This is a genomic window from Bacillus taeanensis (assembly GCF_003318295.1).
Taxonomy (GTDB): Bacteria; Bacillota; Bacilli; order Bacillales; family UBA6769; genus Maribacillus; species Maribacillus taeanensis.
In genome coordinates this window covers 1-13,481 of record NZ_QOCW01000004.1, presented here as the reverse complement: position 1 = coordinate 13,481, position 13,481 = coordinate 1, and the positions used below count along the sequence as shown (strand labels likewise).

15 protein-coding genes and 1 pseudogene are annotated in these 13,481 nt (G+C 37.3%); 2 read left to right on the top strand and 14 right to left on the bottom strand.

The window, feature by feature from the left end; genetic code table 11:
* Positions 1-140 precede the first annotated feature (140 nt).
* Both DS031_RS05205 and DS031_RS05200 read right to left on the bottom strand, forming a co-directional pair.
* Positions 141-419 (bottom strand): post-transcriptional regulator, encoded by a 279-nt coding sequence (locus DS031_RS05205; RefSeq protein ID WP_245947227.1) that lies wholly within the window; start codon positions 417-419, stop codon positions 141-143.
* An 88-nt stretch (positions 420-507) separates the two neighbouring features.
* Positions 508-1,002 (bottom strand): COG2426 family protein, encoded by a 495-nt coding sequence (locus DS031_RS05200; RefSeq protein ID WP_245947226.1) that lies wholly within the window; start codon positions 1,000-1,002, stop codon positions 508-510.
* A gap of 86 nt (positions 1,003-1,088) precedes the next feature.
* On the opposite strand from DS031_RS05200, the gene spoVB reads away from it, so the two are divergent.
* On the top strand, positions 1,089-2,651 hold the full coding sequence (spoVB, locus tag DS031_RS05195) for a stage V sporulation protein B (RefSeq protein ID WP_113804876.1): 1,563 nt from the start codon (positions 1,089-1,091) through the stop codon (positions 2,649-2,651).
* Between the two features lie 114 nt (positions 2,652-2,765).
* Here spoVB and DS031_RS05190 read toward each other — a convergent pair whose 3' ends face one another.
* Positions 2,766-3,434 (bottom strand): DUF421 domain-containing protein, encoded by a 669-nt coding sequence (locus DS031_RS05190; protein WP_113804875.1) that lies wholly within the window; start codon positions 3,432-3,434, stop codon positions 2,766-2,768.
* Between the two features lie 83 nt (positions 3,435-3,517).
* On the bottom strand, positions 3,518-4,810 hold the full coding sequence (locus DS031_RS05185; RefSeq protein ID WP_181833025.1) for an ArsB/NhaD family transporter: 1,293 nt from the start codon (positions 4,808-4,810) through the stop codon (positions 3,518-3,520).
* Between the two features lie 152 nt (positions 4,811-4,962).
* On the opposite strand from DS031_RS05185, the gene DS031_RS05180 reads away from it, so the two are divergent.
* On the top strand, positions 4,963-5,337 hold the full coding sequence (locus DS031_RS05180; RefSeq protein WP_113804874.1) for a TIGR04086 family membrane protein: 375 nt from the start codon (positions 4,963-4,965) through the stop codon (positions 5,335-5,337).
* A gap of 40 nt (positions 5,338-5,377) precedes the next feature.
* On the opposite strand, the gene yajC is transcribed toward DS031_RS05180, so the two are convergent.
* From yajC to DS031_RS05130, 10 genes and pseudogenes are all read right to left on the bottom strand, one after another.
* Entirely contained in the window at positions 5,378-5,644 is a 267-nt protein-coding gene (gene yajC, locus DS031_RS05175; protein WP_113804873.1) for a preprotein translocase subunit YajC, read from the bottom strand.
* 109 nt (positions 5,645-5,753) lie between these two features.
* A complete protein-coding gene (gene tgt / locus DS031_RS05170) occupies positions 5,754-6,893 on the bottom strand; it encodes a tRNA guanosine(34) transglycosylase Tgt (RefSeq protein ID WP_113804872.1) in 1,140 nt (379 codons plus the stop codon).
* On the bottom strand, positions 6,874-7,935 hold the full coding sequence (gene queA, locus DS031_RS05165; protein WP_113804871.1) for a tRNA preQ1(34) S-adenosylmethionine ribosyltransferase-isomerase QueA: 1,062 nt from the start codon (positions 7,933-7,935) through the stop codon (positions 6,874-6,876). The genes tgt and queA overlap by 20 nt, the downstream gene beginning before the upstream one ends.
* Positions 7,936-7,969: 34 nt before the next feature.
* Positions 7,970-8,167: a DUF2905 domain-containing protein gene (locus DS031_RS05160; protein ID WP_113804870.1), complete on the bottom strand. Its 198-nt coding sequence runs from the start codon at positions 8,165-8,167 to the stop codon at positions 7,970-7,972.
* Positions 8,167-9,162, bottom strand: a complete 996-nt coding sequence (ruvB, locus tag DS031_RS05155; RefSeq protein WP_113804869.1) for a Holliday junction branch migration DNA helicase RuvB — start codon at positions 9,160-9,162, stop codon at positions 8,167-8,169. The genes DS031_RS05160 and ruvB overlap by 1 nt, the downstream gene beginning before the upstream one ends.
* A gap of 32 nt (positions 9,163-9,194) precedes the next feature.
* Positions 9,195-9,797: a Holliday junction branch migration protein RuvA gene (gene ruvA / locus DS031_RS05150; RefSeq protein WP_113804868.1), complete on the bottom strand. Its 603-nt coding sequence runs from the start codon at positions 9,795-9,797 to the stop codon at positions 9,195-9,197.
* A gap of 201 nt (positions 9,798-9,998) precedes the next feature.
* Positions 9,999-10,553, bottom strand: a complete 555-nt coding sequence (locus DS031_RS05145; protein ID WP_113804867.1) for an intercompartmental signaling factor BofC — start codon at positions 10,551-10,553, stop codon at positions 9,999-10,001.
* Between the two features lie 144 nt (positions 10,554-10,697).
* Positions 10,698-11,378, bottom strand: a complete 681-nt coding sequence (locus tag DS031_RS05140) for a YhcN/YlaJ family sporulation lipoprotein (RefSeq protein WP_181833024.1) — start codon at positions 11,376-11,378, stop codon at positions 10,698-10,700.
* 94 nt (positions 11,379-11,472) lie between these two features.
* The gene (locus DS031_RS05135; RefSeq protein ID WP_181833023.1) at positions 11,473-12,489 is read right to left on the bottom strand and encodes a phosphotransferase; all 1,017 of its coding nucleotides are present in this window, start codon (positions 12,487-12,489) and stop codon (positions 11,473-11,475) included.
* A pseudogene (locus DS031_RS05130) lies at positions 12,476-13,481 on the bottom strand (hypothetical protein); the annotation flags it as partial. The pseudogene DS031_RS05130 and the gene DS031_RS05135, both read right to left, overlap by 14 nt.

Below are 13,481 nucleotides of genomic sequence, written 5' to 3'. Positions count from 1 at the left end.
TAAATATCCGGCTTTCTTATAAAGTTTTGTTAATAACCATCTCACAAAAAACTTGGCATTTGCCAAGTTTTTTTGTGAGATGGTCAAACTTGTATTCCACCATTCCTTTTTATCATTTTCACCTCATTCAAAGAAAGAGATCAGGTTGCTTGATCTCCTATAAATAAGCCTGGAGCTTGATATGCTTTAATCGTAAGCCAATTCATATATTCATTGACAGACATTCTTAAAATAACATTAATAAATTGATGCAGCATATACTCTTCATTTTTTCGTTCTAATTTAGCCATCACGCAGTTCCACACTTCATTCGTTGTGACTCTCCCATACCCTAATAAATGAAACTCTTCCGCTTTACTAAGCAAAGCAGGATAAACCGCATCTTTCCATTCCTGTAATTGCTCCATATTTGCTGCCATATCATCCTCTCCCTTAAGAAAGAAATTCGTTACTAACAGTAAATTCCCCTTTTTATGACGCTATATTATAAGGCCCAGTTAATTTTTATTAAAAAATTGAATAAATGGCAAGACCTACTCCGAGTCCAGCAATTAATATACCAGCGGCGATCGCTGTAAATGCGTATTTAAACCGAATAGAAAATAGAGCTGCCGCCACACATGCACTATAAGCCCCTGTAGTCGGAAGCGGTACGGCTGTAAATAATACAAGCCCTAAAGCTCCATATCTCTCTACATTTTTACTGTTTTTTATTGTGCGGTGATACAACCAATTGTACATTTTTTCATACCATGCAAAGCGAAGAAACCAATCGCTCAGCGGTTTAAAAAGCAGTAAAAGCGGAATAACCGGCAAAATATTACCAATGATTGAGTAAAACAATGCTTCCCAAAGCGAAAAATCGAAGCTTCTTGCAAGCGGTATACCTCCGCGCAGCTCTAAAATCGGCATTGCTGAGACCGTTATGACGATTAATTCTTGGGGTAAAAAACTTAAATGTTCAACTAAAAATTCTTTTAATATTTCTTTCAAGAAAAACACTCCTATACCTTGTCATGCTTTGTCCATTAATAAGCATATACATAGTTTTAAAAAAGGTCTACATTTTTTTAGAAAGAGGGGCAATCATGTCAAAACAAACATTTTTACAAGGTACTTTTATCCTGATTATTGCAGGACTTATTACTAAAATTCTTGGATTTGTAAATAAAATTGTTGTCGCAAGAATAATGGGTGAAGAAGGAGTTGGCCTCTATATGATGGCCGTTCCCACCCTTCTTCTAGTTATTACTTTAACACGGCTTGGTTTACCTGTTGCCATTTCAAAGCTTGTAGCCGAAGCCGAAGCTGAAAAAGATTATAAGAAGATGAAACGCGTTCTTCTTGTTTCGCTTTCTATTACAATCATGTTAAGCATTATTTTTACTTCGGCACTTTTCTTAACAGCACCTATTTTATCACAAACCCTTTTAACGGATGAACGGACTTTTTATCCGTTAATCGCAATTGCCCCAGTCGTTCCCATTGTGGCGCTTTCTTCTGTGTTACGAGGATATTTTCAAGGAAGACAAAATATGCGTCCTTCCGCTTATTCTCAAGTAATTGAACAGGTTGTACGAATTACCCTTGTTGCCATGCTAACAAGCTTATTTTTACCTTATGGAATAGAATTCGCAGCCGCTGGAGCAATGGTGTCGGTTGTTATTGGAGAACTAGCCTCCTTGCTGTTTTTATTCTCTATGTTTAAATTCAAAAAGCAATTTAAACTGCGCACCGGCTTCTGGCATCATATCACTTCTGGAAAGAAAACATTAAATGAAATTTTAGGCATCGCATTACCGACGACAGGCAGTCAATTAATTGGTTCCATCTCTTATTTCCTCGAACCAATTGTAGTCGCTCGAAGTTTATACATTGCTGGAGTTGCTTCCCATGAAGCCACAAAACAATATGGAGAGCTTGCAGGTTTAGCTATTCCTCTTTTACTGCTTCCAACGTTTGTAACATTTGCAATTTCTACTTCCCTCGTTCCAGCAATTAGTGAAGCAGCGGCTCAAAAACATTACCGAACAATTGATTATCGACTTAACCAAGCCCTGCGACTTGCAATGATTTCTGGAGGAATATCTGTTGTTATTACTTATATCTTTGCTGTTCCAATTATGGAATTAATGTACGATGCCCCAACCGTAGCATCTTATGTAAAAATAATGTCACCCTTTTTCTTTTTTCTTTACTTTCAAGCCCCTCTTGCAGCAGCATTACAAGCACTTGATTTAGCAAAAGCAGCGATGATTAACAGTTTAATTGGTGCTGTAGTAAAGACCGCAGCAATCTTTGCTCTGGCTGCAAATCCTGATTTTGGTATTATAGGAGCAGGACTTGCGATAACATCTGGTATCGTACTTGTTACAATGCTTCATTTTGCAACCATTTTAAAAGCGATTCCATTTACGATTATTGTGAGGGACTATATAAAAGGCTTTATCGCAATTATTGCTACAGGATGTGCGGCATCCTTTCTCTATCACCATTCCTTATTAAAGGTTAATTTGCTTGTAGATACAGTGTTTTCAATCAGTATGACCGTTTTATTTTATTTTATTTTCTCAATGCTTATTGGAATTATTAAAAATGAAGACTTACAACCAATTCCTGTTATTGGGAAGTGGTTTCAAAATAAAAAATAACCAATCCAAAGCAAAAAGATTGGTTATTTTTTATTTTATAGAAATTAGTTCAAAACAGGAAAGAAGATAAAAAAATCAGCTTTTCATACATTAGAAATATGAAAGCTGACATTATTAATAATCATCTTTTAAATCAATAAAGAATGTATTATTTTGATCTAAAGAACAGTAAGATATTTTTTTTATATCGCGGTAACCTAACTTTCTCAGCTCCTGCCTTAACCAAAGCGGTGTTTTGTCAAGCTGTTTTAAATGTTCTTCTTGTACTTTCCCATCTAAAATAAGAGGCAGCATCATAAGAGATGAAGAAGATTTATTTGATGAACCCTGGGATATGTTTTTCTTTATAACTGACATTTTCCCAGACGGCTCTAAAATTGCAAACTCCACATCCGATAATTTTGAAATGTCTTTTTCACGCAGTTGAACAAGCAAATCATCAAAATTATACCGCTGTTTTTTCATTTCTTTTTCATCAATTTTCCCTCGGTTTATAAGCACTGATGGTGTACCGTCAATCAGTTCGCGAATGCTTTTACTTTTTAATGAAAAGTAAGCCATCATTATTTGAATAACAAAGAGGATAATGATTGGTAGAACTGTTTTAATTAAAGGTGTTTCAGGACTTTCGATTGATACTACGGCAAGTTCAGCAATCATAATTGACACAACAAGATCTAATACGCTAAGCTGTCCAATTTCTCGTTTACCCATTAGACGATAAATGAGAAGGATGAAAAAGTATAAAAAAAGTGTCCGTAATAAAATTGTAGCAAGCTCCATCTTGCTTCCCCTTTCACTTATACTTATTGTTAGTGTGACCAAGCAAAGGAAGAACATTAGATGAAGCAATTGGAAATAGAACGTTAATATATATAATTAATCAAATACCGGAAATAAAGGTAGATAGTTGAAATAAATAAAGATAACAATACAACCAGCATACCAATCTTTAAATAAGAAAAAAATGAAAAATGGAAGCGTTCTTTTGCTGCAAATCCAGCAACAATGACATTGGCAGAAGCACCAATAAGAGTACCATTTCCCCCTAAACAAGATCCAAGTGCTAGCGCCCACCATAGAGGGTCAAGATCTGTCATACCATAATCTTTAAATTCTAGTATAACTGGTATCATAGCAGCAACAAAGGGGATATTATCCAAAAAAGCCGAAAGAATACCTGATCCCCATAAAATTGCAACCGCTGTTATCGGCAAGTCTCCTTCTGTATAATACAAAATACCTCGCGCAAGTTCATCAATAATGCCAACTTCCTTTAAGCCTCCAATTAACATAAACAACCCAATAAAAAAGAATAACGTTACCCACTCAACAGACTTAAAAACTTCTTCCGCATCTTGTTCATTGTGAGTAATAAGCAATAATAACATGGCACCCGCCATTGCTACACTTGTTAAGTCAACATTTAATATTGGATGAAGCAAAAAACCTATTATTGTCATTAATAATACGGAAACAGATTTATAAAGAAGCGGTCCATTCTTCAAGTAACTTACAGGATCAATATTCATTAACTTTTGTTGATTTGTTTGACTGACAGTTAATTTGTTTCGATAATAAAACGATATAATCGAAAGTACAACACTAAAAATAATTAATATGGCTGGTCCTAGATTAAATAAAAAGTCGTTAAAGTCAAGGTGGCCCACAGCTTGCCCAATCATAATGTTAGGCGGATCACCAATGAGCGTGGCGGTTCCCCCAATATTTGAAAATAAAATCATACATAGTAAAAAGGGAAACACCTCTACATCAAGCATTTTGGTTAACGTTAGCATAATAGGTACGAGAAGAAGGACTGTTGTAACATTATCTAAAAATGCAGACCCGATCGCAGTTAACGTCGACATTACAATTAATAGTGGAACCGGCTTTCCTTTTACTTTCTTTGCAACTGTTACCGCTATAAACTCAAACACACCGTTTTGACTCGTAATCGAAACAAGAATCATCATTGAAAATAATAATGCAATCGTATGCCAATCAATATGCTCCATAAATGTATTATTAATATCTAATATTCCAAGAAGAAGCATTAAAATACCGCCACCGCACGCAATTAGGGCACGATTAATCTTTTCAGTAATAAAGCCAATATAACATAGCAAAAAGATGATACATGTTAAAATTATTTCCACTATTCCAACTCCCTCCATCGTCCCTTTCTTTCTATCATCATATGATGAAGGTGGATGAAACATGTTGTCCTGTTTTATAGGACAATTTCACTTCTAATTTGTCCGGTTACGAATAAAATGTACTATTACTTGCATACAAAGGGGGAAGCAGAGTGTCAGTACAACAATTATTACGAGCTGTTGGTTATGGTTTTTTAGCTATTATTACAATTGTTTTATCAATAAGTTTTATTTTCTCAGTCATATTAAGATTTTCATCGCTTACTGAAGGTTCCATTCGTTGGTTAATTGTCGGATCATCCTTTATTGCGATCTTTATAGGAGGTATTATTGCTGGAGGACGCGGAAAAGAAAGAGGCTGGATTATTGGAGCACTAACAGGATTACTTTATACAATTTTTGTGTTTTTTGTTCAATTTCTTGGCTATTCAATGACCTTTGATTCATCACAAATGCTTTTTCACTTTGGATATATGGGCACTGCCGTACTTGGAGGAGTCATTGGAGTAAATTTGAGCAGTAAATAGTTAAAATAAAACGAGCGGGATTCCCCGCTCGTTTTATTCATTAATCATTTTTTTTAACTTCTCTTATTGCTGCGCGATCATATGTAAGTTTTGAACCATCACCAGCACGAAGCACAATTGTCGTTTCATCTACTGCTTCAATCATCCCGTGAAAACCGCCAATTGTTACAACACGATCTCCTTTTTGTACACTTTCCTGCATTTGACGTGTTTGTTTTTGCCGCTTTTGCTGAGGACGAATTAAAAGGAAGTAAAAAATCGCAAACATAAGTAATAACGGTAATACTGAACCTACCAAACCTTCCACTTTTCCATTCCCTCCTTTCTAAATAAACATGAAATTTTATAAATGTGCACCTTTCAGTTTATCTCTTTTATAATAAAAATGATAATCTGAGCGCTGCACCTTTACATCATTAGAAGTTTTTTGCATTTGGCTTATTAAACCCGTACTGCTCAAAAAACTCTTCTTTAAAGTCAAGCAGACGATCCTCACGAATTGCTTGGCGTACCTGCTCCATCAATTTTAACAGAAAATACAGGTTATGATAAGTTGTTAATCGGAATCCGAATGTTTCATTTGCTTTTACTAAATGACGAATATAGGCACGGCTGTATGTTTTGCAAACATGACAATCACAATTTTCATCAAGCGGAGCGAAATCACGAGCAAATTTTGCATTTCGGACAACTAAGCGCCCATTGCTTGTCATACATGTTCCATTTCTTGCAATTCGGGTTGGCAGCACACAGTCAAACATATCAATCCCGCGAATTGCTCCATCAATTAAAGAGTCCGGTGAACCTACTCCCATTAAATAGCGAGGCTTATTTTCCGGAAGATGTGGGGTGGTAAAATCCAGTACACGATTCATCACATCTTTTGGCTCCCCTACTGATAAGCCGCCAACTGCATAGCCGGGAAAATCAAGAGAAACAAGATCGCGAGCACTTTGTTTACGCAGCTCTTCATACTCTCCACCTTGTACGATGCCAAATAATGCTTGGTCTTCAGGGCGTTGATGTGCTTCAAGGCAGCGTTCGGCCCAGCGGCTTGTCCGTTCAACAGAAGATTTCATATAGTCATACTCTGCAGGATATGGCGGACATTCATCAAAAGCCATCATAATATCAGAGCCGAGGGCATTTTGAATATCCATTGCACCTTCTGGAGATAAAAACAGTTTTTCCCCGCTTAGATGATTGCGAAAATGAACCCCTTCCTCAGTAATTTTACGAAGATCACTTAAGCTAAAAACTTGGAAGCCGCCTGAATCTGTTAAAATAGGGCGATCCCAGTTCATAAATTTATGCAGGCCGCCTGCTTCTTTTACAATGTCATGTCCTGGCCGAAGCCATAGATGATACGTATTGCTTAAAATAATTTGTGAGCCCATTTCCTTTAATTCTTCCGGACTCATTGTTTTTACTGTAGCTAGTGTACCAACAGGCATAAAGATCGGTGTTTCAATTACCCCATGTGGTGTATGCAGTTTTCCTAATCTTGCCCCTGACTGTTTACACGTTTTAATAAGCTCATATTTCACTGCTGTCATGTTCTAAACTCCCTTCTAAGATGAGCATTGCATCGCCGAAACTAAAGAAGCGATATTGTTCACGAACCGCTTCTTCATATGCGCTTAAAATAAATTCTCTGCCCGCCAATGCACTAACAAGCATCACAAGCGAAGACTTTGGCAAATGAAAATTTGTAATCATTCCGTTAATTGCCTTAAATGCATAACCAGGGTAAATAAAAATCGAAGTCCAACCCGATGCTTCCTTAAAAACGCCATCGTTATCTGAAGCAATTGTTTCAAGCGTTCGTGTCGACGTTGTTCCAACAGCGATAATTCTTCCGCCAGCGTCTTTTACCGCATTTAGCTTTTCCGCAGATCCTTTTGAAAGCTGATAAAATTCAGCATGCATTTCATGCTCTTCAACTTTGTCAGCAGATACAGGTCGAAATGTCCCAAGCCCTACATGTAGTGTTAAATAAACAATGTGCACACCCATCTCTTCAATTTCAGTTAAAAGTTTCTCTGTAAAATGAAGGCCTGCAGTTGGTGCTGCTGCACTGCCGCGATGTTTTGCATAAACAGTTTGATAGCGTTCTTTTTCATCCAGGGTTTCCTTAATATAAGGAGGCAGCGGCATTTCACCAAGTGAATCTAACACTTCATAAAAAATCCCCTCATAGTGAAACTCTAAAATACGCCCGCCATGCTCAAGCTCCTTTATACAGGTTGCTGTTAAGCGGCCATCCCCAAAAGAAAGAACTGTTCCGTTTTTAACTCGCTTTGCAGGCTTTACAAGTGTTTCCCATTGATCATCTTTTTCTTGTTTTAAAAGCAAGACCTCAACCTTTGCTCCTGTTTCCTCTTTTATACCATAAAGACGAGCAGGTAATACGCGTGTATCGTTTAACACTAAACAATCACCAGCATTTAAAAACTGCAAAATATTCTTAAACTGATGGTGACGAATTTGGTTTGATTGTGGGTCAACAACCATTAAACGTGAACTTGTACGATCTTTTAATGGTGTTTGCGCAATTAATGACTCTGGTAAGTTAAAATCAAAAAGATTTACATCCATATTTTTCACCTATTACTTTCTTTCAACTAAAAGATTATTTAAATTTGCCAATGAAGTAAAATACTAGTGACAAAACAATACTAATAACAATAGAAGTTACAATTGGAAAATAAAACGTTGTATTTCCTTTCTTAAATACAATATCTCCAGGAAGTTTTTCGATAAACTGCCATACTAAACCAATCACTAAAAAAGTGATGCCAAGCACAATAAACATTTTTGAAACGCCCATTATTTTGGTGCCTCCATATTAAAATGTTCATAAACTTTATGGGTAACAACTCTTCCTCTTGGTGTACGCTGTAAAAAACCAATTTGTAAAAGATACGGTTCATACACATCCTCGATTGTGTGAGATTCTTCACCAATTGAAGCTGCGATTGTATCTAATCCAACTGGACCACCGCGAAAGCGCTCAATAATTCCTTTTAGTAATTTATGATCGACGTGATCTAAGCCGAGCCGATCGACCTGAAGCCTTTCAAGTGCCTTCTCTGTAATTTCTGTTGTAATGACACCATCTGCTTGCACTTGAGCAAAATCGCGTACTCGACGAAGCAGGCGATTTGCAATCCTCGGTGTCCCGCGTGCCCTTTTAGCAATTTCATGGGAAGCAGGTGTTTCAATTTCTACACCAAACACTTCAGCTGTACGCCTTACAATCATTGCAAGCTCTTCCTCATTATAATACTCTAAGCGGCTGACAACGCCAAACCGATCTCTAAGAGGAGCTGAAAGATATCCCGCTCTTGTTGTAGCCCCAACAAGCGTAAAAGGAGGCAAATCAAGTCTTACTGAGCGAGCTGTTTCTCCTTTCCCAATTACAATATCTAGACAAAAGTCTTCCATTGCTGGATAAAGAACTTCTTCTACAGAACGATGCAGGCGATGAATTTCATCAATAAAAAGCACATCTCCCGGCTCTAGAGATGTTAAAATCGCCGCTAAATCACCCTGCCGCTCAATAGCAGGTCCTGCAGTTGTTCGAACATTAACACCCATTTCATTTGCGATAATGGTTGATAATGTTGTTTTCCCAAGCCCTGGCGGCCCATACAGTAATACATGATCGAGCGGCTCTTGACGCATTTTTGCGGCTTCAATAAATACATTTAAGTTTTCTTTTACTTTTTCTTGGCCAATATACTGAGATAAAAGAGTTGGACGCAAACTAAATTCATAAGCGTCTTCTCCTTTTATTTCTCCACTGACAATACGCTCGTCCATCTTTTCCACCTCCTAGCTTTTCGATGATAACTTTATTGATTTAATAAAAGCTGAAGTGCTTTTTTAATGAATTGGTCAGTTGTCATCTCTTCATTCATAAGCTTTGGTTCAATTTTTTTAATCTCACGTTCTGCATATCCTAACGCTTTTAACGCTTCTAATGCTTCTTCAAGCTCTTTTGAATAAGAAGATAAAGGAGCCTCAAATTCTAAAGGAAGGGACTGATCAAAAGATACAAGCTCTTGAAGCTTTCCTTTTAAATCTAAAATAATTTGACGAGCTGTCTTCTTGCCAACCCCTGGAAATTTCGTTAAAAACTTTTCATCTTCCCTTTCTATGGCCGATACAACCTGATCAGGCTGGCCGGTTGCCAAAATAGCAAGTGCCCCTTTTGGCCCAATTCCCGAAACATTTAGCAGCTTTACAAACAATGCTCGTTCTGATCGTGTTTTAAATCCATACAGCGCTAATATATCTTCGCGTACATGCTGATATGTATATACTTTAATTTCTTGATCGGATTGCTGAAAGATAAATGGATTGCCGCAATAAACTTGATAACCAATATTATTTGATTCTATAACAATATACTGTGGGTGAACATAATCAACTTTTCCAATAATAAATTCAATCAACAAACTTCTCTCCCTATACCCGTAGTAAAAGACGAACATGCATTTCTATCACTTATTTTACCACAGTCCTCTTAAAATGCCACATTGAAGGTAGGCTGTCAATACCGATAAAAATACCCTGCTCGTCTCAAAAGGTGACAGCAGGTTTTATGATAGAAAAAATAACAATGAGAGCTGCAATCGTTAACGCAGCTCTCATTGTTATTTTTCATAATTGCTCATTTTATTAAGAACATCTTGATAATGATCTGTTGATTTAATATCAATACCTTTACTTAATGCTTCTTCATAATTGGCTTCAAGTTTTTTTAAATCTAACTGAAAAAACTTTTTAATTTCCCTTTTTCCACTAGGCTTTCCATCATACATTGTTAAAATATTTTCACTAGAAATACCAAAGTATCCATTCGCTTTTGATAACGGAGAAATAGATGGTACTTCTTTTTGAAATATAACCTGTTCTTCATTTTGATCAATTAACTGCCAATCATCATAACTTGCCCAAAAATCTTCCATTGCCCATATTGTCTCCTGCACTACTTCTTCTATAATTTCCCCGTCTAAGTAAGCAGTTCGCAAATGAACATTGATTGTTTTCGGCCCAGTAATTTGAAAAACTTCTTCACTCAAATTTTCACTACTTTTCTTTGCATTAGCACCTTCTATAAACTGGAAACCAAGTACATAGAGCCCTCCAATAAGTGTAAAGCAAATAAAAAGTACGAGAGAAGAACGATTTATCAGCTGTTTTTGCATAGTGATCACCTCATATTTTGGAGATGCTGTTAGTTATTTATAGTCTTGCCATAACCACCCTAAATTATCCCAGCTATAAAAAATCTCCCCCTAAAAAATACAATAAAAGAGCAGAAAAAATTCTGCTCTTTTTCATTCGCTTCATTACGAATTGTCTTGAAATGGTCGTTTCATTGTATCACCAAGATCATTAAAAATATTATTGATTTCTGGCTGTACTTCATTAAAGTCACGACCATCACGCATATCGTTATTAATATTGTCAATACGACCAAACAAGTCTTCATCTGTTACGACTGTTACATTACGTCCTTGTACAATGCTGTTTACTGCTTTTCTTACACTTGCTTCTACATCTTGATCATTTTGATCATTTGTATCTACAGCAATAACAACCCGATTTCCGTAAACAAGTGTATTGACATCTTTAATATTATTTAATTTTTCTACTTTATCTGCAATTCTTTCAGCAAGTTCATTATCTGTCCCATCATAATAACCAACATTTCTTGGTCGGTCATTTGGACGATCCATGACACCTCTTCGATTATAATTGCGCGGGTCATTTCGATAATGATAATTGTCATCTTGATCAACCATATCTGTTAATGGACCTTCAGCTGTGTTATCTAAATTTCCCATTCCCACATTTCGATTGTTATAGTTGACCCCTAAAGGACGGTTATTTCCATTATCATTTGAATAATAACCGATAGGTCTGACATTGTCGTTGTAATCCATCGCTTCATTATTATCATTCATGTTACATGCTGTAAGCCCACCAATTAACATAGTTGCGGAAAGTGTCCAAGCGATTTTTTTCATTTTAAAACCTCCTTTCATCTTTAGAATGGCAAGAGGAGGCATTAATTAAACTGTTAGTTCTAGGTAGTCATATGAAATTTTGGAGAAATAAAAGCTAAGTATCCTTATTTAAGAAGCACCAACCATTTACTTCATCAAATTTTCGATATTCGTTCATAAGTTCCATTATCGTTGAATAACGCATATAAAATTTCATTTCCATATCTTGTATAAATAATGGAGATTGACGCTCTTTACAGCGAAAATAACGATTCCATTCCCGATATAAATCTGTTGGATATATAAGTGCTAAATAAAACCATGCTTTTTCTAACAAAGACTGAATCTCATTGTTTTCCAGTTTGTTTAAAGCAGGGATCTTCCACTTATAATAAGGCATAATTCGATTTAAATATTGAAGATAATCATATTCAATTGGAGCTTCTGCTAATAAATCGCAATCTAATAATAAAACCGATTGATCTTTTATACGTAAAAAATTATGGGAAGCAACATCTCCGTGCACCCACTGATGCTCAAAACAAGCTTTTTGTTCTAACTGCTTTAAATAATATAAAGGAAGCCTTTGTAATGCAAATTTTCCCCACCGCAGCAATTCATCAGCTATTGCTTTGAGCCGCATTTCCATATTAACTGAGTAGATGCTTTCTTGGAATGTTTCATATCTTTTTTTCCAATAAGAAAAAAGAGAAAATCGAGGAGTTTGTATGGAAAAACACATACTTAATGTTTCTTTATGAAAAAGATGAAGTTGATTTAATCCTTCCTGCTGATCCTTTAGATGTTTAAAGTTAAGAGGTGTTCCCTCTATATAAGGCATGATTCCCCAATAACCGTTTTCCTCAATAAAGAACTGTCCATCCGGAAAAGCTTTAAAAGGAATGATGATGTTCTTTTTAGATAAATATTTGCTTAAGGCAATTTGCAGTAATAAGGCGTTTTTTGTTGAATAACGCTTTAAAATATAAGAGCCGTTTTTTGTATCAACTAATAAGACATGTTTTTTAATGATTTTATAATGTTCGACCGCATACTTTGTTAATTGATAAAAAGAAAAAAAGAGACGATAATAATGTAAATCGTCTCCATTGCTATTCCTATAATGATTCATCATCATGACTTTCCTCAAACCGTTCCATTTGTGGATAACTTCCCATTTCTTGTGAAGGATACATATTATAAGAAGGATAAGATGGCATCATTCCATATGGGTAATATCCTTGATGGCCGGCATATTCTGCTGGCATTGAATAACCTGGTACTGCTGGTCCTGGCTGCTTACTACCTCCACAGCCGCAGCCGCAATCTCCCTGACTATATGGAGAATAAAAAGGTTGGGGGGGCATCTGGCCGGGCATCATCTGCTGACCCATTGGCGGCATCTGACCAGGCATCATCTGCTGACCCATTGGCGGCATCTGACCAGGCATCATCTGCTGACCCATTGACGGCACCTGACCGGACATCATCTGCTGACCCATTGGCGGCATCTGACCGGACATCATCTGCTGACCCATTGGCGGCATCTGACCGGACATCATCTGCTGACCCATTGGCGGCATCTGACCGGACATCATCTGCTGACCCATTGGCGGCATCTGACCGGACATCATCTGCTGACCCATTGGCGGCATCTGACCGGACATCATCTGCTGACCCATTGGCGGCATCTGACCGGACATCATCTGCTGACCCATCAAATCCGGCTGTTCTGAGGTTGGAGTTGGATAGTCCTCTTGCGGCATATAACTTGATGACTCCATCTCTTCTTCCGGTTCACTCCCTGAAAACATTGATTTATCTCCTATAGGCATTGAATAAGGCTGAGGAGCCATCCCAAACGGCAAGCCTGTTCCCGGAATCATTCCAGTCATTGGTACACAATCCCCATGAGGCATCATAGACTGCTGTGGATAAGGTGCTGGCATTTGCTGCTGCGGATAAGGTGCCGGCATTTGCTGCTGCGGATAAGGTGTCGGCATTTGCTGCTGCGGATAAGGTGCCGGCATTTGCTGCTGCGGATAAGGTGCCGGCATTTGCTGCTGCGGATAAGGTGCCGGCATTTGCTGCTGCGGATAAGGTGCCGGCATTTGCTGCTGCGGA

Coding starts and splice junctions, on each gene's coding strand:
- DS031_RS05205 (WP_245947227.1), bottom strand. CDS start 419: ATGGCAGCAAATATGGAGCAATTACAGGAATGGAAAGATGCGGTTTAT.
- DS031_RS05190 (WP_113804875.1), bottom strand. CDS start 3,434: ATGGAGCTTGCTACAATTTTATTACGGACACTTTTTTTATACTTTTTC.
- queA (WP_113804871.1), bottom strand. CDS start 7,935: ATGGATGTAAATCTTTTTGATTTTAACTTACCAGAGTCATTAATTGCG.
- tgt (WP_113804872.1), bottom strand. CDS start 6,893: ATGACAGCAGTGAAATATGAGCTTATTAAAACGTGTAAACAGTCAGGG.
- DS031_RS05145 (WP_113804867.1), bottom strand. CDS start 10,553: ATGCAAAAACAGCTGATAAATCGTTCTTCTCTCGTACTTTTTATTTGC.
- DS031_RS05135 (WP_181833023.1), bottom strand. CDS start 12,489: ATGAATCATTATAGGAATAGCAATGGAGACGATTTACATTATTATCGT.
- ruvB (WP_113804869.1), bottom strand. CDS start 9,162: ATGGACGAGCGTATTGTCAGTGGAGAAATAAAAGGAGAAGACGCTTAT.
- DS031_RS05160 (WP_113804870.1), bottom strand. CDS start 8,167: ATGGGCGTTTCAAAAATGTTTATTGTGCTTGGCATCACTTTTTTAGTG.
- DS031_RS05140 (WP_181833024.1), bottom strand. CDS start 11,378: ATGAAAAAAATCGCTTGGACACTTTCCGCAACTATGTTAATTGGTGGG.
- spoVB (WP_113804876.1), top strand. CDS start 1,089: ATGTCAAAACAAACATTTTTACAAGGTACTTTTATCCTGATTATTGCA.